This is a genomic window from Syntrophaceae bacterium, assembly GCA_013177825.1.
In the GTDB taxonomy this organism is placed as follows: Bacteria; Desulfobacterota; Syntrophia; order Syntrophales; family PHBD01; genus PHBD01.
Map to the genome: position 1 here is coordinate 790,368 of JABLXX010000001.1, position 19,284 is coordinate 809,651.

The window sequence follows — 19,284 nt, forward strand, 5'->3', positions numbered from 1 at the left end:
TATTCTGAATGATCTGAATTATAGGTATCGATCTCGAATTGTCAAGGGGAATCGCGCCGGGTTTTTCCGTTTGCCAAGGAGCCGTCAAACCAGTATGATCCCGGAACATTTCCATGCAGTTAACCAATCTCAAGATACAGGTGCCGATCCCTTGAACGTCTTGCTTGTTTCCTTCAATCGCTTGACGGCTCCCTATCCGGTGTATCCCCTGGGGCTGGACTACGTGGCGGGATCCGTTCGCGACCGCCACGACGTCCGGATCGTCGATCTGGCCACGTCATCGCCGGAAGGTCTTCTCGAAGAGATCCGGCGCTTTGCGCCTGCCGTGGTCGGCATTTCGATCCGTAACATCGACAACACGGATGCCTCGGCCCCCCGGGCATTCGTCGAGGATTACCGGGAGATCGCGTCGGAGATCCGCTCCGTCTTCCCGGGCCCCCTCGTTCTCGGGGGAAGTGGCTTTACGATTTTCCCGGATGAGCTGATGTCCCGGCTCGGGGCGGATTACGGAATCCTCGGCGAGGGAGAGCGCTTCCGCCTGCTCCTGGATGCCCTGGAAGAAGGCCGGGATCCGTCGGGCCTGCCGGGTGTCGTTGTGAAGGACGGCCCGGCTCCGGTGCCGGAGTCCTGGAACGGTCCCCTGGTCCGGCATTTTGAAGGCTCCGCCCTTCACGTTGTGGCATATCTCGCCCGCGGGGGCATGATGAACCTGGAGACAAAGCGGGGCTGTCCCCACGACTGCCTGTACTGCACCTACCCCCACATCGACGGCCGGACACTCCGCCGGCGTGACCCGGAGGAGGTGGCGGAGGAGGCGCGGATGCTCCAGGAAAAGGGGGCCCGTTTCCTTTTCCTGACCGACTCCACCTTCAATACGGACCTTTCCCATTCCCTGGAGGTGGCCCGTAGCTTCCGGAGAGCCGGCCTGTCCATTCCCTGGACGGCCTTTTTCGCCCCCTTCCGGGTGCCGACGGACTACTGGCGGGAAATGAAGGATGCGGGGCTGAGCCACGTGGAGTTCGGCACCGAGGCCCTCTCGGACCGGATACTGGCCTCGTACCGGAAACCCTTCCGGACCGCCGACGTCCTCCAGACCCATGAAGCGGCAGTGGATGCGGGCCTTCACGTGGCCCACTACCTCCTCCTGGGGGGACCCGGCGAGGACGGCCGGACCCTGGAGGAGACCCTGGGCCGGGCCGAGGGACTGCGCAAGGCCGTGTTTTTCCTGTTCCCGGGGATCCGTATCTATCCCCATACGGGACTGCACGAGGTCGCCCTTCGCGAGGGATGCCTGCAGGCCTCGGACGACCTCCTGGAGCCGAGGTTTTACATTTCCCCCGTCTTCGGGGAAGGGGAGCTGGAGCGGCTGGTGAGGCGCCACGCGGCGGGGAGGGGAAACTGGGTCGTGGGGGCCGGCGGGGCGGAGACGGCCTCTGTCGTCACGCGCCTCCACCGGCGCGGATGGAAGGGGCCGCTCTGGGAGCACCTGATCCCATGAAGGCGGTGCCTTCCCCCTGGTCGCCGGCCCATCGGACCGGTATCGCCTCCCTGCTGCTGGCGGCAGGCGCGGCCGCCGTGGAGCCCCTGTGGGCGGTTGTTCCCCTGGCGTCTTTCCTGCTCCTCTGCGCCGTGCTGCCGTTCTTTTCCCGATCATCATTCTTTCTTCCCGTCATAAGTAGTGGCAATCCGGATGGAAACGCCGTTTCGCTCACCTTCGACGATGGGCCGGATCCCCGGGTCACGCCCCGTCTCCTGGAACTTCTGGCCGCGGCGGAGGTTCCGGCGGCCTTTTTCGTGACGGGGGAACGGGCGGCCCGATATCCGGAACTGATCCGGGCGATCCTCTCAGCGGGGCATGAGGTGGGGAACCATTCGTGGCGACACGATCCGCTGCTGATGCTCCGCCCGATGTCCGTCCTGCGGCGGGAAGTCGAAGAAGCCCAGCAAATCTTCGCGGAGGCGGGAATCCGCCCGCGGGCTTTCCGTCCGCCCGTCGGGATCACGAATCCGCGCCTTCCGCTCGCACTCCGCGAATCGGGCATGATCTGCGTCACCTTCAGTCGCCGGGGCGCCGACTGGGGAAACCGGCGGGTGGCGGGATTGGCGGGGCGCCTTCTGCAACGGGTCCGCCCCGGTGACATCCTGCTGCTCCATGACGTCTCGCCCCCCGGGACTGGTGGAGTCGACCGTTGGCTGGCGGAAGTCGGAGCCCTTCTCCGGGGGCTCCGGGCGCGGTCGCTCCGGGCGGTTCTTCTATCCGATCTGATTGGACAATCCGTCATGGAGAGGACGTGCGGACCGGGGAAAAAAGGTTTTGATCCTCCGGGGCAAGAGTGATATAGAATCACGCTTTCATCGGCTTCCCTTGACAGGGTTCGGGCGGGAAATCATATCAAGAGTTCTCTTCAGGTTCCGGGACATCCATTGCAATGGAGGAACATGACCGAATACTGGCAGGACCTGAAGCTGATAGGGAAAGAAGCCTCCGGCAGGATTGTCGCGGAAGCACGGTTCTCCCCGGAGTCGCTCTGGTTTTCCGGTCATTTCCCCGGGCATCCCATCGTCCCGGGCGTGGCGCTGTTATACCTGGTGGCGGAGGTTCTTCGCCGGGGCGAGGCCGGAGAAGATAGGGTGATCGTGGAATCCATCCGGAGGGTTCGTTTCCGCCAGCCTGCTCGTCCGGGTGACAATCTGACCGTTCATGTTGCCCCGGAACAGGGGGACATGGAAGGGGAGTACCTGTTCCGGCTTCTCTCGGGAGCGGAAACGGTCTGCAGCGGATCCATCCGGACGCGCCGTGACCGGTCCGGGAATGCGTGTTGAGAATACCGAAGCATCGAGGAGGAAGATTCATGTCTGACGTCAAGGACATTGAACAGCATATTCTTCGCATCGCCCAGATTGTCATCGACGAACTGAGGCTGGAGGATGTCACCCAGGAGACCTTCGATCCCGATCTGGATCTCGTGGATGAACTGGGGATCGACAGCATGGACCTGGCGACCGTGGCGCTCGTCCTTCAGGACGAATACGGCGTGAGCATCGACGAGGACGATTACCCGAAGCTGAAGACCCTCCGGCTGATCGCGGAATATATCCGGACCCGGCTTCAGGAAAAGGCTGCGTGATGCAGGAGATGGAAGACGATTCCGGCGAGGGAGGAGCCGTTGACGAATCGAACCGCCCCGGCGGACAAAACGGAAGGAAAATGGAAATTCGGCGATCTTCTTCGTGACGCCCGGGTGAGGGACCGGTGGGAGAAGGTCCGGAAGTACTTCTTCCTGCGGGAATCCACCTACGACATGACCAATCGCTGCAACATCCGGTGCGACGGTTGTTACTATTACGAGGGAGAAAAGCAGTTTGCCCCGGAAAACCGGGATCCCGGGTCATGGCGGGATTTGATGCGGCAGGAGAAGGAACGGGGCATCACGTACGTGGTCCTGGCCGGCGCCGAGCCCTCCCTGGTCCCCGAGCTTCTCGAGACCTGTTTCGAGATCATGCCCCTGGGAAGCATCGCCACGAACGGATTCCGGCTGATCCCACCCGCCGTAGGCTACAAGATCCACATCTCCGTCTGGGGGAATGACGAAACGAGCCGGCGGGTCCGCAACGCCGCCAACCTCCTGGAGAGACAGCTGGACAACTACGACGGGGATCCCCGGGCGGTGTTCGTATACACCTTCACCAGACAGAATGTCCATGAAGTCGGGGAAGTGGCGGAACGGATCGCCGCCCGCAACGGAAAGCTCACGTTCAACGTCTTTTCAGCCCCTGTCGGCTACGAGGGACCCCTCCGGCACGACCGTTCTTCGCTGCTCCTGACCCGCCGGGCGATGCTGGAGACGATGGAGCGCTATCCGGAATCCGTTCTGTTTTCATCCTATAACGTCGCGGCCCATACGCACGGGCAGGGGCTGCATGCCCTGTACGGCTGCTCCTATCCCCGCCGGAACGCCTCCACGGACATCGGCCTCGGGCGCTCTTTCCGACAGTACCGGGCCGACCTGACCTGGGACCGGAGCGCGGCCTGCTGCGTTCCCGACACGGATTGCGACGACTGCCGCCACTACGCCGCCGGCAGCGCCGTGGTGACGGCCCGCCTTTTCCGGCACGCCGCCGATCCCGACACCTTCCGCTCCTGGCTGGATTACGTGGACACGTATCTGTCGGTGTGGGTCATGGGTTACGAGAAGGGGGAGAATCTGTGCGACCGGCTGGTGGATCCGCCGGGATTCTCCGTGGAATAACGGTCCCGGGAGAACCGGGAATAATAGAAAGGATGGACCATGAAAACGAATTCCACGAGGTTCTGGAAGACCGGAGCCGCACTGCTGATTGCGATGCTGTTTCTCGCCGGCTGCGGGGCCGCCGGGGGCGTCAAGGTGGCCGTCCAGCAGGATAAATACAGCCCCGGATTCCGGGCCGCCGACGCGGGGCGGCTCAAGGGCAAACGGATCGCCCTGGCCTCCTTCATCAACCGGGCGGACAATACGAAGACCTGGAACTTCTACAGTCCGGACAAGAAACTGGTTTACGAGACATCGAGCCCGCTGGAGTCGTTCTTCTGGGAGTGCTACAGCAAGGCCTTCCAGCATGCCGGCGCCCGGCTCGTGGATTATCAGGCCGCCGCCTACCGGGGACCCGGTCCCTGGTGGTGGGGAGCACCCCCTCCGGCGGCCGCAGCCGCCCCGAAGGGCGTTCCCGAGATCCAGCTTGTCCTGACCTCCGTCACGGATCAGGAGGTGCGCTTCCAGGTTTACGTTTTCAGGGACGGCGTCGAGAAATTCAAGAAGGACTATCAGGTAACGATGCCGCCGGGTGCTTCCCAGGACGTCAAGGACCTGGAGAAGCGGGCCTACGCCCTGGTCGACCTGACCTTCACGACCCTCGTCCGGGACCGGGATTTTCAGAAGGCCCTCTGATGCAGACCGTCAGTTCCCTCCTCGACAGCGACTGGTATGAGCGGTACCGGCGGATCTCGCGTCTGAACATCCGCAGTTCCATTTACGACGTGACGAACCGGTGCAACCTGCGCTGCAAGGGATGTTTCTTCTTCTCCTCCGGGGAGCACGAGGCCGCGGCGGACGAGGAAGACATCCGCCAATGGGAGTCTTTCATCGATCGGGAGAAGGCCCGGGGAGTGAACATGGCCATCCTGATCGGCGGCGAGCCGACCCTCTTTCTGGACCGGGTGGAGGCCTTCTACCGGCGGCTCCCGACCTACTGTGCCACCAACGGCCTGATCCGCATTCCCCGGGACCGCTTCCCCGGCATGCTGGTGGGGATCTCCCTCTGGGGAGACGAGGAGGACGAGAAGGCCCTTCGCGGACGGGACGTCTTCAGCGTCTCGCGGAAGAACTACGAGGGTGACAGCCACACCTATTACCTGTACACCATCACCCCGAAGCAGATCGGCCGGACGGAGAAAATCATCCGGAAGATCGCCGATTCGGGGCTGAAAGTGCACATGCAGCTCCTCACCAACGACGAGCAGGTGGAAGGCTTTCACTGGACCCCGGAGGCCCTGCGGGACGTCCGGGCGGAGATGGACGCGATGCTGGAGAGCTATCCCCGGACGGTCATCTCCTGTCGGTATTACCACGAGATCATCTGCACGGGGATGATGATGGGCCGCCCCTTCGGCTGGAACGAATGCCCCTCCGTGACGGAGACCATGGACGACCGGGATCCGCGGCCGAAGCGGCTCATCCGGTTCATACGCTGGGCCGCCGACCTCCGGACGACGCACCGCTGTTGCACCTCCGCCACCCGGGACTGTTCCATCTGCAAGGACGGAGCCGCCCATATGAGCTGGGTCATGGTGAACAAACGCGAACACATGCGCTCAACCAGGGATCTCCAGAACTGGATCGAAGTGTACGAGATGTTCGCCAAGCTCTACGGCTTCATTCCCTGGTGACGGCCCGCCGAACCGCTTTACGAATCTTAAGGACGGCATGCATCCCGATCAGAGACCGGTCATTCTCGGATACGACGCCGTTTCCCCCCTGGGAATCGAGTGGGAGGACCAGTGGCGGCGGGCCGTCAGGGGCGAAAGCGGCATCGGTCCCCTGACCCGCTTTCCCCTCCGGGAGGGTTTCCCCGTCCGGGTGGCTGGCCAGGTCGACGATTTCGACGAGACGCCCTATCCCTTTCTGAAGCCCCGGGAGATGGCCCACTGGACCTCTCCGATCTTCCGGCACGCCATGCTGGTGGTGCACCGGGCGCTCCGGCGGGCCGGCCTACCGATCACGCCGGAGGAAGCGCCCCGGGTGGCGGTCACCTTCAGCACCGCCGTGGGCGGCCTCGACGCCGTCATTTCCGCCGACCGCCTCCTCGTATCGGAAGGCCGTCTCCCCCATCCCTTCACGAACGCCAATTCCTGCGTCAACATGGTGGGCGGCAAGGTGTCGATCCTGACGGGGGCCACCGGACCCATCTGCTCCCCCATCACGGCCTGTGCCACCGGATCCTCCTCCCTGATTCTGGGGGCGATGTTCCTGCAGCAGGGCATGGCCGACGCGGCGATCTGCGGGGCTGTGGACTTCTCCCTCGTGGAGCCGATCGTCGCCGGATTCGCCACGATGAACGGGGCCTACCGCCCCAAGGAGGGCCGGCCGGAGGAGGATCCCTGTGCCGTGAGCCGTCCCTTTTCACGGAACCGGCGGGGATTTGTCATCTCCGAGGGCGCCGGCTGCTTCATCCTGGCCACGAAGGCCTTTGCCCGAGCCCATGGCATTCCCTGGCGGATCGAGGTGGCCGGCTGGGGGATGACCTCCGACGCCTACCACTTTGTGGCCCCCAAGCGGGAAACGATCCGGCGCTGCATGGCCGAGGCGATCGAGCACGCGGGCATCGCGCCCGGCGACGTGTCCGCCGTGAACGCCCATGCCGCGTCCACCCGGGTGGGCGACAAGGTGGAGGCGGAGGCCCTGGGGGATCTTTTCGGAGACGGGATTCCCCCCGTTTCGGCGAACAAGTCCCAGATCGGCCACGCCATGGGGGCCTCCAGCGCCGTCGAGGCGATCCTGGGCATGGAGGGGATGCTCCGGGACACACTCCTGCCGACGATCAATTACGACCCGGATCCGGAGATCGTTCTCGACTGCGTGCCCGGGGTGGCCCGGCTCAAGGAGCAGGAGTTTCTCCTGAAGAACGCCTTCGGCTTCGGCGGCTGCAACGCCTGCCTCGTCTTCAAAAGAGTGGCGTGAGCGGAAATGGGTTTTATCGACGGCTCAGAAATTTTTCGCCGACCATGCTCCTGCTCGCTGCGCTGCAGGCGCCAAACTGGCGCCGGCGCGCTTCGGACATGGCGCCTGCGGACGCTCTGCTGCGCGGGCATGGGACCCGGGAAAAATTTGATTCGCCGCCATCAAAACCCATTTCCGGAGTGGGTGGAAAAGGAAAAAGGGAATCACGGTCATGAGGAAGCTTGATCCATGAGGCCCCCGCGGAACAGACGGGTCTTCGTCGTCGGGTACGGCGCCGCCACGCCCCTGGGTGGGACCCTTGCCCGGACCTGGGAACGGGCCGTCCGGGGCGAGGCGGGGTTCCGGATCATCACCCGCTGCCCGGTGGAAACCGCCTCGAACGTGGTCGGCGAGATTCCCGACTGGGACCCCCGGTCCTACCGCTTTGCCAGCGCCAAGGAGGTTTACAACTGGAACGCCGCCTTCGTGCTGCTTACCATGGCCCTCTGTAAGGATGCCTTGGAGGACGCCGGCCTGGACATGGATGCCGGGACGGCGCCGCGGACGGCCTGCCTCGTCGGCTCGGCCCTCAACGGGACGGACGCGTTCCGGGTCGCTGTGGAGCAGCTCCGTGAACGGGGGCCCCTCCGGGTGAGTCCCTACCTGCTGCCCAACCTCTGCGCCAACCTGCCTTCCGGTAAGGCGGGGATCCTCCTGGGCTTCACCGGACCCATCTTTTCCCCGCAGGGGGCCTGCGCCTCGGGAAACCACGCCATCGGTCTCGGAGCCCGGATGATCCGGGACGGGGACTGCGATTTCGTCCTCGCCGGGGGCGTGGACATGCCGATCCTGCCGGAACTGGTGCATGGCTTCGAGAACATGAACGCCACCATCAAAATCGGCCCGAAGGACAGGGCCTGGAACGATCCGTCCAAGGCATCGAGGCCCTTCAGCCGGGACCGGCGGGGCTTCGTCCTGGCGGAGGGCGGGGCCGTCCTTGTCCTGGCGGCGGAGGACTGCCTCGGGCCGCAGGGACTGACGCCCCGGGCGGAGGTCCTCGGGGTGGGCTGGACCTCCGACGCCTTCCACTTCACGAATCCGAGACAGGAGACCATCGTCCGGGCGATCCGGGAGGCCATCGAAGACGGAGGCATTTCACCGGCAGACGTGCAGTATGTCAACGCCCACGGAACGTCCACACCGAAGGGAGATGCAGCGGAAATCGCCTGCCTCCGGGAGGTCTTCGGCGGCCACCTGAAAAAGATGGCCGTATCGTCCAACAAGTCGCAGATCGGCCACACCCTCGGGGCGGCGGCGGCCATCGAGGCGGTCCTCACCATCGAGGGCATGCGGCAGGGGGTGATCCTGCCCACCATCAACCACATTCCCGATCCCACCCTGGAAGACGTGGACGTCGTGCCCGACGTGGCGAGGAAACAGAGGGTGGAGATCACCCTTTCCAATGCCTTCGGATTCGGCGGCACCAACTGCTGCATCCTCTTCCGGGGGACATGAGAAGAAGGACGGCGCCGGGAAGAACCCGGCATAACGATCAGGAGAAGGCGCCACGAATATTCGATCACGGGAAAATCCGACATGAAACCGAAACCCTTCCATCCGGAGCCGCTGGAGGACGAGCGGTTCGTCCGGGACCGGACTTCGGGGCTGGTCTGGCACCGCTGCACCAACCGGACCCTGTACGCCGACACGGACCGCTCCTCTGTGGTCTACCACTCGAATTACCTCCGCTATTTCGAGATGGGGCGGGCATCCCTGATGCGCGACGCTGCCTACCCGTACCGGGAGATCGAGGAGAGCGGTTTCGTTTACCCCATCATCGATCTCGGGCTCCAGTTCTTCCAGCCGCTGCGCTACGACGATCCCATGTGGATCCACACACGCCCGGGCGATCTGGAGCGTGTCCGCCTCCGGTTCGATTACGTCGTTACACATGCCGAAACAGGCGTCCTTGTCTGCAAGGGTCACACGCGTCACTGTGCACTGAACCGGGCGGGAAGGCCCGTGGCCGTGGACCCCAAAACGGTCCACCTGTGGAAGAGTTTTCCGTCATGACGTCGAGGGAGGGGCAAGCGGTGCGAATCGCCTTCCCGGATGATTTCCTGGATCATGCCTTTGACGGCCGGGCAATCCTGCCTGCCGTGGAGATCCTGGAGATCCTGGCCGGCTCCGTGCAGTGCCGCTTTCCGGATGTATCCGTGCGGATCATGGAGGAGGCCCTTTTCCCCCGGTTTCTCGTTCTCGATCCCGGATCGACCGCCCTGGAGGCCCGAATTGAACGGCAGCCCCTCGATGCCGGCCGCGTGAAGGCGGTTCTCGGCATGGCGGTCCGTTCCCGCTCGGGGGCTATCGGCCGGTTGGCGGTGCACGGAACGGTTGTCTTCGGAGGGGAGAAGAAGACGGAGCCGTTCCCGGGAATGGACCGGGAGCCGGATCGGTCGGATCGGTTCGCCGTTCCAGCCGAGCGGCTTTATCGGGATCTGGTTCCCTTCGGACCGGCCTATCGGAACGCCAGGGACCCCATTGAGATCTGGGAGGAAGGCGCGAAGGCCGTTGTGGAGGCCCCGACCGGAGGAGATTCCCGGCGGTTTCTCGGATCTCCCTTCCCGCTGGATGCAGCCTTGCACGTTGCCTGCGCCTGGTGCCAGCGCTACGGCGACACGGTGGCGCTCCCCGTCGGTTTCGGGAGCCGGCGAATCGTCCGGCCGGTCGAACCCGGCGAGTCCTGCCGGGCGTGGATCGCTGCAAAAGGCTTATCGGAGGGGGTGTTCCTCTTCGACATCCTGATCCTGGATTCCGGCGATCGTCTGCGGGAGGAGCTGTCGGGAGTCCGGATGCGGGACGTGACCCGGGGCCGTATCAGGCCGCCGGCGTGGATTCGGGAAGGATTCGGACGATCCGCCGGATGATTCGCCGATAAACCGGAGCCCCTGCTTGACTTTTCGGGGAACGGAACGATACAAGGAGCCGGGGAATCGGGAGGAGGCGACAGCCTCTCCTGCGATGGAAATCCGGGAGGCGATCCCGAAAGATCCCGATTTCAGAAAGGTGTTTTGGACAGGATCATGACGCGTGAGGCGATCGAAGCCGAAATCCGGCGGATTTTTCTTCAGGAGTTCGAGATAGAAGACCCGGCCATGGACGTGGATCTCCGGGAGGCCTACCAGTTCGACAGCATCGACGCCATCGAGCTGCTGGTGGAGATCGAGCGGTTTCTGGGTTCCGAGCTGACCATGGAGGAGAAGAAGCGGGCCATGGACATCCGAACGGTCCGCCAGATCTGTTCTTACGTGGAAGAACTCGTGCGGGCCCGCCGACCCGGCGGAAGCCTTCCCATCGGAGACTTATGCAAAGAAGGGTCGTAATCACCGCAGCCTCCGCCATTACACCCATCGGCCACGGCCGGGAGGATATCCTGCGCAGCCTCCGCGAGGGCTACTCCGGCGTGAAGCCCCTCCGGCAGGACGATCTCCTGGCGCCCTTCATCCATTCCCAGGTCTTTGGCACCGTCGATTACCCCATTCCCTTCGACTTCAAGCGGGTCAACCGGAAGACCATGGGACCCGTCAGCTACTACGCATGCCAGGTGGCGAAAGAGGTCCTCGAGGCCTCCGGCCTGGAGCAGGAATTCATCACCTCCGGCCGGCTGGGCGTGGCCTTCGGATCCACCCATGGCAGTCCCACGGTGCAGCGGGACATCTACAAGGTCTTTCACAGCAGGGATCGGGCGGGCGTTTCCTCCATCGGGGCGGTGGACTACCTGAAGTCCATGGTCCATACGACAGCTGTGAACATCACCAAGATGTTCGGCATCACCGGTCGTGTCATTGCCTCGTCGACAGCCTGTACCACCAGCAGCCAGTCCATCGGGTTCGGGTACGAGGCTGTCCGGTACGGCATGCAGGACGCCATGCTCTGCGGTGGGGCGGACGAATACGACACCACCACGGTGGCCGTCTTCGACAACCTTCTTGCCTGTTCCACCGCCTTCAATGACGAGCCCGGCCGGACGCCCCGTCCCTTCGACGTCCGCCGCGACGGCCTCGTGGTGGGAGAGGGGGCGGGAGCGGTTCTCCTGGAGGAATACGAGTCCGCCCGGAGGCGGGGAGCGACCATCCTGGCGGAGGTGGTCGGGTTCGCCTGCAACAACAACGGCGGGGACCTGATCCTGCCGAACCTGGCGGGAATCCGCGAGACGCTGCGCCTGGCGCTCCGGGATGCCGACATGGCGCCCGACGAGATCGATCTTGTCAGCGCCCACGCGACGGCCACGAAGATGGGGGACATCATCGAGGCCCAGGCCATTTCCGCCGTCTACGGCGACCGTCCCCTCGTCACGGCCCTGAAGAGCTACATGGGGCACACCATGGCCTCCTGCGGGGTGATCGAGACGATCCTGATTCTCTATATGATGCAGGAGGGGTTTGTCGCCCCGACCCTGAACCTGGAGGAGGTGGATGAGCGGTGCGCCATGATCCGTCATGTCCCCTCTCTCGTGAAGACTCCCGTTCGGGCTGCGGCCGTCCAGAACTTCGCCTTCGGAGGGGTCAATACGGGCCTCATCCTCCGGAAGGAACCGTGATTTCCCCTCCCGGACGGTGCAGATGAATGCAACGCGACCCATGAACCCCCGCCGCTCCGTTTCCAGGGCGCTGATCGACCTCCTGGTGACGCTCCTGCTATGGGTATATTTTCTGGCGGGCACGCTGATTCTGCCTTTCTATGGACTGGCGCACCTGTTCTCGAACGACCGGGAAGCGACGTTCCAGGGGATGAACAGCCGTTTCTACCGGGGTTTCTTCCGCCTGGTCCAGTGGCTGATCCCCGGGCTTTCCCTCCGGATCGGGGCGGACGTCCGCACGCTTCGCTCGACGGTGATCGTCTCGAATCACCTGTCCTATCTCGATCCGATTCTGTTCCTCTCCATCTTCGACCGGCAGAAGACGATCGTCCGGAGCGATTTTTTCCACTATCCGCTTTTCGGTTGGGTCCTGAAAACGGCGGGCTACCTCCCCTCCTCTGCGAACGGGGATCTCTTCTCAACCCTCATGATCAAGCGGGTTGAGGACATGGACCGGTACCTCTCCACGGGCGGGAATCTCTTCATTTTCCCCGAGGGGACGCGGAGCCGGGACGGCCTCCGGCGCCCCTTCAGCCGGGGGGCCTTCCGGATCGCCGCCCGCTGCCGCGCGCCGCTCGGTGTAGTCAGGATCGCGAACACCCACCGGCTGTTCCCGCCGGACCGATTTCTCTTTCGTACGGGCATCCGGGAGCCGGTAACGATCGAGTTGCTGGCGCTTTTGCACCCCGACTGGGATGCACCGGACTTTTCACTCAATGACCTGATCGGCCGGGTTCAGGCCCTGTACGACGAGCGGGAGCTTCAGGAACAGGAGAGGGTTTTTGCGGAAGCAGCCTGCCCCGACGGAGAGCGGCCGGCAGAAGGGACAGGGACGCCGTGACGGACTGCCTGCTATGGGCGGGGGCCGTCTATGCCGCCGCCTCGGTGAACTTCGCCATCCTCGTTCTTGCCATTCTGGGGAAGGGGGATCCCCGGGGTCGCTTCAGCGGAAACGCCGGAACTACCAATGTGTACCGGATGGCCGGTCCCTTCTGGGCGGCGGCGGTCCTGCTTCTGGACGTGGGGCGGGCCGTGGCCGCGGCGATTCTGGGAATGATGTTCCTGCCCCCGGAACAGGTCCCCTGGCTGGGGCTCGCGCTGGTGGCGGGCAACCGGTTCCCCTGCTTCCATGGTTTCCGCGGCGGAAAGGGCGTGGCCGCCTACCTGGGATTCGCAGGAGCCCTGGCACCCTGGGCGGCGGTCCTGGCGGCGGCGCTCTGGGTGTTTGTCTTCTCGGTCGCTCGGGTGCCCTTTGTGGCTTCCTTTTTCATGATCGCCGCCTTGGCGGCGGGGGAAGGACTGGCCGCCGGAGGGTCTGCAGGAACCGCGGTCGCCGTCACGGCGACGGTTCTTCTGATCCTGGCGGGCCACCGGCGGAACCTGCGGGAAGTCCGGGGAGGACAGAAGGCGGAGGCTTCCGCGATCGAGTCGGAGACAGGAAAAACCGGCCCGGAGGCGGGCTGACGGGAGGAACATCATGAAGAAAGGGGACGTGCCACAGGACGACATCCGCCATTTCCGGACCGCCCGCAAGGCGGCCTATGCCGTGGACGAGGAGGGGCATTACACGACCGTTCCGACCACCGGCTGGGACGTGGAGGAGGTGATCCTGTACCAGGCCATCGAAGAATTCGAGGAGCAGGCGGAGGCGTGCCGGCAGCGCGTCGCCCTCGGGGAGGACTCGCCCATCGCCTATTTCATGTTCAAGCGCTGCATGGATCCGACGGTCCTGGCTCAGGCCATGGGCCTGCCGCGATGGCGGGTCAGGCGCCACTTGAAGGGAAAAGTCTTCGACCGGCTGGGAGAGGGGATGCTGAGGGAATACGCCAGGGTCCTGCGGGTCCCCCCGGACGCCCTCAAGCCGTTCCGGCCCGACGTGCTGGAACGGGAGACCTACGAGCTGCCCCCCGGTCTCTCCACCGATGATCGGGAGGCCGGACGAACCCCCGGCCCGGAATCGACGGCCCGCAAATCTTCCCGAAGGAGCATCCCTTGAAGCACGTCATCGACTTCGAACACCGTCATTACGGGCACTGCGAGAGCGGCGTCGTTTCGGGTCTTCTCCGGCACAGCGGGCTCGACCTCTCGGAGGCGATGGTTTTCGGGCTCGCCAGTGCCATCATGTTTGCCTACATCCCGTTCCTCCGGATGAACAACATGCCCACCATCTCCTACCGGATCCTCCCCCGGACCATCATCAGCGGCATCCAGAGCCGCCTCGGCGTTCCCTTCCGGAAGCGGACCTACCGGGACCCCCGCCGGGCGATGGAGGAACTGGTCGATTTCATGCGGAGAGGTCAGATCGTGGGGCTCCAGACCTCGGCGTACTGGCTCACGTACTTCCCCCCGGAGATGCGATTCCAGTTCAACGTCCACAACCTGATCGTATTCGGGGTCGAAGACGGAGAGTTCCTGGTGAGCGATCCCGTTTTCGAGCATCCCGTCCGCATCCCGGCGGCGGACCTGGAGAATGCCCGTTTCGCCCGGGGCGTCATGGCCCCGAAGGGTTTCGTCTACCACCCCGAAGGGGTCCCGTCGTCGGTCGACCTGCCGGTCCTGATCCGGAAAGCGATTGCCCGGACCCTCTTCATGATGCTTTCCTCGCCGCCGCCCTTCGGGATCCGCGGGATCTTCTACCTGGCCCGGAAGATCGAACGGATGGAGCGGAGCAAAGACGGCCGCTATATTCGCCTGTTCCTCGGGCACATGGTGCGGATGCAGGAGGAGATCGGAACCGGGGGGGGAGGCTTTCGCTTCATGTATGCCGCTTTTCTCCAGGAGGCGGCGGATATCCTGCACTCGGCCCTCCTGGGAGAGGCGTCCTGGAAAATGACCGAGGCAGGGGACCAGTGGCGGACCTTCGCCCTGGCTTGCGCCCGGATCATCCGGCAGCGCGACGGTGCTCCGGATCTGAAGGAAATCGCTGCACTGCTCCGCCGCTGCGGCGAGGTGGAGCGGGACGTGTATGTCCTGCTGAAAAAGGGAATCTGATTTCAGCGCGGGGGATTGTCGATGCGCATCGCCCTGGTCCAGCCGGCGGGGTCCAACTGGGTCCGGGGCCGGCGGGACATGGCCGCCGTGGCCAACCGGATGGCTCCGCTGGGCCTCCTCTCCATTGCCGCCTGGCTCGAGCGAGAGGGGCACGAGGTGTCCGTCTTGGACTGCCTGGGGCCCGGTGCCGCGCCGGGTGCGGAGGCGGTAGTCCGGAGCCTGCTTGGATTCCACCCCGACCTGGTGGGATTCTCCACCACAACATCCAGCTTTCTCGACGGCCATGCCCTGGCGGTGCGCCTGAAGGAGGCCGATCCGGGGATCCGGACCGTCTTTGGGGGCGTTCACGTATCGGCCGTCGGCGGGGCGCTCCTGGAGCGATTCGCGGCCATCGATTATCTCTGCCCCGGCGAGGGGGAGGTCACGCTGGCGGCACTGGCCGGTGGCGGGGATCCACAGGAGATCGACGGCCTCATCCGGCGCGACGGGGAACGCGTCGTCGCCAACCGGGACCGCAAACCGCTGGAGGACCTGGATTGCCTTCCTTTCCCCGCTTATCACCTGCTCCGGGGGTTTCCGAGGGGCTATAACCTGCCTCTCTTCAGCCACATCCGGACGCCGGGGGCCACCCTGGTGACAAGCCGCGGCTGTCCCTACCGCTGCAGCTACTGCGACCGGTCCGTCTTCCGGCAGTCCTACCGCATGAACTCGCCGGAATACATCCACGAGCACCTGGGCCACCTGCGGCGGCATTTCGGCGTGCGCCATGTCAATATTTACGACGATCTTTTTACGGCCCATCGCCCGCGGATCGCCGAACTCTGCCGGCTTCTGTGCTCCCGGCCCCTGGGGATCCAGTTCAACTGCGCCGTCCGGGCGGGCCATACGGACAGGGAACTGCTCAAGATGCTCAAGGAGGCGGGGTGCCTGATGGTTTCCGTGGGTGTCGAGTCGGGGGAGCCGGAGCTCTTGGCCCGTCACAAGGCCGGGGTGACCCTGGAAGAGATCCGTGAGACCGTGGCCATGATCCGGGAGAGCGGTCTTCGGGCAAAGGGGCTGTTCATGATGGGACTCCCCGGCGAGACCGAGGAATCGATCCGGAAGACCAGCGACTTCTGCCTGTCCTTGGGACTGGACGACATGAACATGGCCAAGTTCACCCCGTTCCCGGGAGCGCCCGTCTGGAGCACCATCCGGGAGGAGGGGACCTTCGAGGAGGACTGGCCGCTGATGAACTGCCTGAACTTCGTCTTCGTTCCCCGGGGCATCGCCTCGCGGGATCGCCTCGACGAGCTGTACAACCGGCACGTGAAGCGGTTCTACACCGATCCAGGCTGGCGGCGCCGTTTGATTCGCCGGACATGGCAGCACCGCTGGAGCCTCTGGTACCTGTTCATCCACCTGCCCCAGTTCTGGACGGCGAAGAACTCCTTTGAACCGAAGGGAGAACCGCCCTCGTAACCCGCGGCAAATCGCTCCGCCGTCTCATCGGCCGACAGGGGCGCTATTTCGTCCGGTTCTCGATAATGTATGCGGCCAGGGCGTTGAGGGAGGCAAAGACCTTGACTCCCAGTTCCTTGTTGTCGATCTTGACCCCGTAATCCTTCTCGATCATCATCACCAGTTCGAGCACGTCGATGGAGTCCAGACCCAGGTCCCCACCGACCAGCGCACCAGCTTCGTCGATATCCTCCGGGCCCACATCCATCAGGCCCAGTGTGGAAATAATCTTCGTTTTCAGTTCCTGCTTCAGATTGTCCATTTCCTTCTTTCTTCTCCTTGCCTTGAATAACGTTGCACCTTCGCGGGTGCATTACTCTTCTCCGTTCCGACCGTCCAGGGGCTTCGTGACGGTGCGGCCGTTCCGGAGGAAAATCTTTCCCATGGCCCTCCCGGTGACATGCTTCGTGAGCAGCCGGATGTACTGCGCGCCCGCGAGCCACGCCCCGGCGAGGAACATCAGGTGGGACAGCCCGTACGTCAGGGGTCCCCCGATGGCGACGATCAGGGGTTCCCGGAACCAGGCGGCCAGCACCCCGAAGACGGCCACCGCCGGCCAGCCGATGATGTAACTGAGGCCGACGAGGAAAAGGCCGGCCCATACCCGGGGTGAGGGTTTTCTGCGAATTTCCCGCAGGTCCGCGGGATGCTCGAGGGCGTCCCGGACATACTCCGTCCGGGCCAGGCGCTCCGCGATCTTCCGGATCATGCCCAGACCTGTCTTCTGCGCGTCACCGGGACACTCGGACGTTCTGAAAGGCGAAATCGAACTCCTGCCAGGACCAGAAAACCTTGCGGTGATAAACGTAGGGATGAATCGTCAGCTTGCGAATGGATCTCGTGCCCGGGACCTGCTTGAAGTGCATCAGGACGCTTTTGGTTGCCCGGCCTTCAAGGGGCACCCCCCTGCTCCCGGCACTGTACATGGTCGTCTTTTCGCTCCCGCTATAGAACGTGACTTCCGACACGTTGTGTTCCTTTCCCTCCGAATCGGTAATCCGGGACTTGGTCCAGCGGTAGGCCTGATCGTACAGAGCCACGCTGCGGATCGAATCCTCCGTCATGTTGGTGATGTCCACCCGGACCAGGAGGTCCTTGCCTGCTGATTTCACGCTGATCAGCTCGAACAGGACATCGTTGCCCTCGTGGGAACCGATGGCGTGCGGATTTCGCCGGACCGGAGCCGGTGCGGCGGGCTTTTCGACATCCCGGGACGGCTCCGGTGACGGCAGGATCCGGGCGAAGAAGCCGTCATCCTTGTCTTTCTCCTCGGGAGGAGGCTTGGCAGCCGGTGTGCGGTCAAGGGGTCTTCGATCTGCGGGTTTCCGTTCGGCCGGCCTGTAATCCGCCACCCGTTTCCCGTCGTTCGCGCTCTCCTCCAGGACAGTCCGCACCCGGAACGCCATCTTCACCCGGACGCTGTCCCCCTCGTTGATGAAGGAAATGAGGCGCACGGACAGGATCCGGGCCTCCGTCACGGCCTGGTGGGACGACTCGTTGGTGACGGTGAAATTCGTCACTTCCGTGGTGGATGTCGAGTGTTGTGTCTTGGCGTCGTTTCTTACCTCCGCCAGCTTGTCGATGATCGCCAGCGCCGAGGCCTCGGCCGGCGTCTGGGATCCCCGGGCCGTCGCCAGCGCGGTTTTGAAGATGATGGATTCACGGACCCGCTTGGTGTCGTGGACGGCCTGCTGGGCATCCCGGAAGGCCCGGTCCGCCTCTTCTTTCTGGGATTGAACGGTGGCCGCCTCCTGGGATATCTTGTCCAGCTCCAGTTCCCGGCGTTTCAGGATGGACGACTGACTTTCCTTGTCTGCCTGGGCCTCCCGAATCCTCTTCTGGAGGGAGGCGATGCGGTCCTGGTAGGACTTGACCTGCTCCCGGAGCCCTTCCTCGGCGGCGGTGTTCATCTGCGTGGTCTCGCGGATCATCCGGTAGGCGCGGTCGAGGTCATGTGCGGTGGGGGTATAGCGGTTCTCGACGAGGAAATTGTCCAGGTCCTTCTTGCTGGTCACGACGACCGCCCGGATGCCCCGGGAGGCCGGCGGTGGCTTGACGCGCCCCGCCTTTGGCGCCTGGAATGGATAGAGCTCGTAGCGCTTCAGCCGGAGATAGGTCGTTCCCCGGGCTCCCTTTTCCATTTCGTAGCGGAGGGGCTCCTCGTTGTTCCACTTGGCTGTACCCTCCTCGATGGCGCGGATAAAGTCCACCGACAGGACCGTGTTAATGACCTTCGAAAAGGATTGGATGTAGGTTCCCATGTAATGGGCCATCAGAGGGGAGGAGGCCTGATCGGCCAGGGCCTCCAGCGTATGGGCCTTGTCCTTGAAGCCCCGGGTGAACAGGACCGCCACGGCGGCCTCTCCCTGCTTCTCGGTCTGGAGCCATTTCTTGAGGGATGCCTGCTGGGCCTGGATGTCCTGGTTGTAGCGGGCGATCTGGCTGTCCAGGTTTTCGATGCCGGTCCGGATGGTTCGGACGTTTTTCTGCTGCTCTTCCCGTTCCGAAAAAACGGCCTGGTATCGGCTCGTCAGGTCGTCCCGTTTCTTCTTGGCCCGGATGAACTCGCGGTTCGCATTGGAGACCGCCTTCTTGTAGGTGGAGTCATCCCGCTCTTTTTCATCCTCCGCGGACTTCAGATTCGCCCTTTCCTCCTGGGACGTCGAAAAGCCCTCCCGCTTGTCCACCTCCGAGCGAATGGTCTCCCTGACTGCGCCGGAATCGTCGGAACGGAGCGTCACCCATTTGCTCAGGGGAATGGAGGTCGCAGCGAGGGCCGGTCCTGCCAGGAGCAGTATGAACAGGACCAGAATCCTTTTTCGGAATTCAGAAGGCATCGACGATGGTCCTTTCCTGTCTTGTACCCGGTAACGGGCTGGAAATTCGAAAAACCGCAGGGACCCAATACCCCTGTACGGGGGGTGATCCCTTCCTCCGGGCAGGGCGTAATCTAATGGATCG

21 protein-coding genes are annotated in these 19,284 nt (G+C 63.9%); 18 read left to right on the plus strand and 3 right to left on the minus strand.

From position 1 onward, the window contains the following. Positions 1-151 precede the first annotated feature (151 nt). The 18 genes from HPY65_03550 (at position 152) to HPY65_03635 (ending at position 16,284) form a co-directional block, all read left to right on the plus strand. Positions 152-1,498 (plus strand): radical SAM protein, encoded by a 1,347-nt coding sequence (locus tag HPY65_03550; protein ID NPU83541.1) that lies wholly within the window; start codon positions 152-154, stop codon positions 1,496-1,498. After that, complete coding sequence (locus tag HPY65_03555) at positions 1,495-2,337, plus strand: polysaccharide deacetylase family protein (GenBank protein ID NPU83542.1); 843 nt, start codon at positions 1,495-1,497, stop codon at positions 2,335-2,337. Before HPY65_03550 ends, HPY65_03555 begins: the two co-directional genes overlap by 4 nt. A 102-nt stretch (positions 2,338-2,439) precedes the next feature. Next, on the plus strand, positions 2,440-2,823 hold the full coding sequence (locus HPY65_03560; protein ID NPU83543.1) for a hypothetical protein: 384 nt from the start codon (positions 2,440-2,442) through the stop codon (positions 2,821-2,823). A 29-nt stretch (positions 2,824-2,852) separates the two neighbouring features. Continuing rightward, on the plus strand, positions 2,853-3,128 hold the full coding sequence (locus HPY65_03565) for a phosphopantetheine-binding protein (protein ID NPU83544.1): 276 nt from the start codon (positions 2,853-2,855) through the stop codon (positions 3,126-3,128). 39 nt (positions 3,129-3,167) lie between these two features. Further along, on the plus strand, positions 3,168-4,250 hold the full coding sequence (locus HPY65_03570; protein ID NPU83545.1) for a radical SAM protein: 1,083 nt from the start codon (positions 3,168-3,170) through the stop codon (positions 4,248-4,250). Between the two features lie 39 nt (positions 4,251-4,289). Beyond that, entirely contained in the window at positions 4,290-4,925 is a 636-nt protein-coding gene (locus HPY65_03575) for a hypothetical protein (protein ID NPU83546.1), read from the plus strand. After that, positions 4,925-5,923, plus strand: a complete 999-nt coding sequence (locus HPY65_03580; protein ID NPU83547.1) for a radical SAM protein — start codon at positions 4,925-4,927, stop codon at positions 5,921-5,923. Before HPY65_03575 ends, HPY65_03580 begins: the two co-directional genes overlap by 1 nt. Before the next feature lie 37 nt (positions 5,924-5,960). Then, positions 5,961-7,214 (plus strand): beta-ketoacyl-[acyl-carrier-protein] synthase family protein, encoded by a 1,254-nt coding sequence (locus HPY65_03585; protein ID NPU83548.1) that lies wholly within the window; start codon positions 5,961-5,963, stop codon positions 7,212-7,214. 228 nt (positions 7,215-7,442) lie between these two features. Next, the gene (locus HPY65_03590) at positions 7,443-8,708 is read left to right on the plus strand and encodes a beta-ketoacyl-[acyl-carrier-protein] synthase family protein (protein ID NPU83549.1); all 1,266 of its coding nucleotides are present in this window, start codon (positions 7,443-7,445) and stop codon (positions 8,706-8,708) included. 81 nt (positions 8,709-8,789) lie between these two features. Continuing rightward, the gene (locus HPY65_03595; GenBank protein ID NPU83550.1) at positions 8,790-9,266 is read left to right on the plus strand and encodes an acyl-CoA thioesterase; all 477 of its coding nucleotides are present in this window, start codon (positions 8,790-8,792) and stop codon (positions 9,264-9,266) included. Then, entirely contained in the window at positions 9,263-10,120 is an 858-nt protein-coding gene (locus tag HPY65_03600; protein NPU83551.1) for a hypothetical protein, read from the plus strand. The genes HPY65_03595 and HPY65_03600 overlap by 4 nt, the downstream gene beginning before the upstream one ends. Before the next feature lie 156 nt (positions 10,121-10,276). Then, the gene (locus HPY65_03605) at positions 10,277-10,576 is read left to right on the plus strand and encodes an acyl carrier protein (protein NPU83552.1); all 300 of its coding nucleotides are present in this window, start codon (positions 10,277-10,279) and stop codon (positions 10,574-10,576) included. After that, positions 10,558-11,793, plus strand: coding sequence for a 3-oxoacyl-ACP synthase (locus HPY65_03610; GenBank protein ID NPU83553.1), 1,236 nt, complete (start codon positions 10,558-10,560; stop codon positions 11,791-11,793). Before HPY65_03605 ends, HPY65_03610 begins: the two co-directional genes overlap by 19 nt. A 22-nt stretch (positions 11,794-11,815) precedes the next feature. Further along, entirely contained in the window at positions 11,816-12,673 is an 858-nt protein-coding gene (locus tag HPY65_03615; protein ID NPU83554.1) for a 1-acyl-sn-glycerol-3-phosphate acyltransferase, read from the plus strand. Beyond that, a complete protein-coding gene (locus tag HPY65_03620) occupies positions 12,670-13,296 on the plus strand; it encodes a glycerol-3-phosphate acyltransferase (protein NPU83555.1) in 627 nt (208 codons plus the stop codon). The genes HPY65_03615 and HPY65_03620 overlap by 4 nt, the downstream gene beginning before the upstream one ends. Before the next feature lie 13 nt (positions 13,297-13,309). Continuing rightward, on the plus strand, positions 13,310-13,828 hold the full coding sequence (locus HPY65_03625; GenBank protein NPU83556.1) for a hypothetical protein: 519 nt from the start codon (positions 13,310-13,312) through the stop codon (positions 13,826-13,828). Continuing rightward, complete coding sequence (locus tag HPY65_03630; GenBank protein ID NPU83557.1) at positions 13,825-14,823, plus strand: BtrH N-terminal domain-containing protein; 999 nt, start codon at positions 13,825-13,827, stop codon at positions 14,821-14,823. Before HPY65_03625 ends, HPY65_03630 begins: the two co-directional genes overlap by 4 nt. 21 nt (positions 14,824-14,844) lie before the next feature. Then, a complete protein-coding gene (locus tag HPY65_03635) occupies positions 14,845-16,284 on the plus strand; it encodes a radical SAM protein (GenBank protein ID NPU83558.1) in 1,440 nt (479 codons plus the stop codon). A gap of 43 nt (positions 16,285-16,327) precedes the next feature. Here HPY65_03635 and HPY65_03640 read toward each other — a convergent pair whose 3' ends face one another. From HPY65_03640 to HPY65_03650, 3 genes are read right to left on the minus strand one after another with little or no spacing between them, the layout of a single operon-like run. Beyond that, complete coding sequence (locus HPY65_03640) at positions 16,328-16,585, minus strand: acyl carrier protein (protein NPU83559.1); 258 nt, start codon at positions 16,583-16,585, stop codon at positions 16,328-16,330. 51 nt (positions 16,586-16,636) lie between these two features. Beyond that, on the minus strand, positions 16,637-17,032 hold the full coding sequence (locus tag HPY65_03645) for a hypothetical protein (GenBank protein NPU83560.1): 396 nt from the start codon (positions 17,030-17,032) through the stop codon (positions 16,637-16,639). Between the two features lie 22 nt (positions 17,033-17,054). Then, on the minus strand, positions 17,055-19,160 hold the full coding sequence (locus tag HPY65_03650; GenBank protein ID NPU83561.1) for a hypothetical protein: 2,106 nt from the start codon (positions 19,158-19,160) through the stop codon (positions 17,055-17,057). Positions 19,161-19,284 lie beyond the last annotated feature (124 nt).

Excerpts from the sequence above, each read along its gene's own strand:
- HPY65_03625 (NPU83556.1), top strand. The coding sequence starts at position 13,310 with ATGAAGAAAGGGGACGTGCCACAGGACGACATCCGCCATTTCCGGACC.
- HPY65_03565 (NPU83544.1), top strand. The coding sequence starts at position 2,853 with ATGTCTGACGTCAAGGACATTGAACAGCATATTCTTCGCATCGCCCAG.
- HPY65_03585 (NPU83548.1), top strand. The coding sequence starts at position 5,961 with ATGCATCCCGATCAGAGACCGGTCATTCTCGGATACGACGCCGTTTCC.
- HPY65_03650 (NPU83561.1), bottom strand. The coding sequence starts at position 19,160 with ATGCCTTCTGAATTCCGAAAAAGGATTCTGGTCCTGTTCATACTGCTC.
- HPY65_03600 (NPU83551.1), top strand. The coding sequence starts at position 9,263 with ATGACGTCGAGGGAGGGGCAAGCGGTGCGAATCGCCTTCCCGGATGAT.
- HPY65_03595 (NPU83550.1), top strand. The coding sequence starts at position 8,790 with ATGAAACCGAAACCCTTCCATCCGGAGCCGCTGGAGGACGAGCGGTTC.
- HPY65_03645 (NPU83560.1), bottom strand. The coding sequence starts at position 17,032 with ATGATCCGGAAGATCGCGGAGCGCCTGGCCCGGACGGAGTATGTCCGG.
- HPY65_03605 (NPU83552.1), top strand. The coding sequence starts at position 10,277 with ATGACGCGTGAGGCGATCGAAGCCGAAATCCGGCGGATTTTTCTTCAG.
- HPY65_03640 (NPU83559.1), bottom strand. The coding sequence starts at position 16,585 with ATGGACAATCTGAAGCAGGAACTGAAAACGAAGATTATTTCCACACTG.
- HPY65_03615 (NPU83554.1), top strand. The coding sequence starts at position 11,816 with ATGAATGCAACGCGACCCATGAACCCCCGCCGCTCCGTTTCCAGGGCG.
- HPY65_03590 (NPU83549.1), top strand. The coding sequence starts at position 7,443 with ATGAGGCCCCCGCGGAACAGACGGGTCTTCGTCGTCGGGTACGGCGCC.
- HPY65_03580 (NPU83547.1), top strand. The coding sequence starts at position 4,925 with ATGCAGACCGTCAGTTCCCTCCTCGACAGCGACTGGTATGAGCGGTAC.
- HPY65_03560 (NPU83543.1), top strand. The coding sequence starts at position 2,440 with ATGACCGAATACTGGCAGGACCTGAAGCTGATAGGGAAAGAAGCCTCC.
- HPY65_03575 (NPU83546.1), top strand. The coding sequence starts at position 4,290 with ATGAAAACGAATTCCACGAGGTTCTGGAAGACCGGAGCCGCACTGCTG.
- HPY65_03635 (NPU83558.1), top strand. The coding sequence starts at position 14,845 with ATGCGCATCGCCCTGGTCCAGCCGGCGGGGTCCAACTGGGTCCGGGGC.
- HPY65_03555 (NPU83542.1), top strand. The coding sequence starts at position 1,495 with ATGAAGGCGGTGCCTTCCCCCTGGTCGCCGGCCCATCGGACCGGTATC.
- HPY65_03610 (NPU83553.1), top strand. The coding sequence starts at position 10,558 with ATGCAAAGAAGGGTCGTAATCACCGCAGCCTCCGCCATTACACCCATC.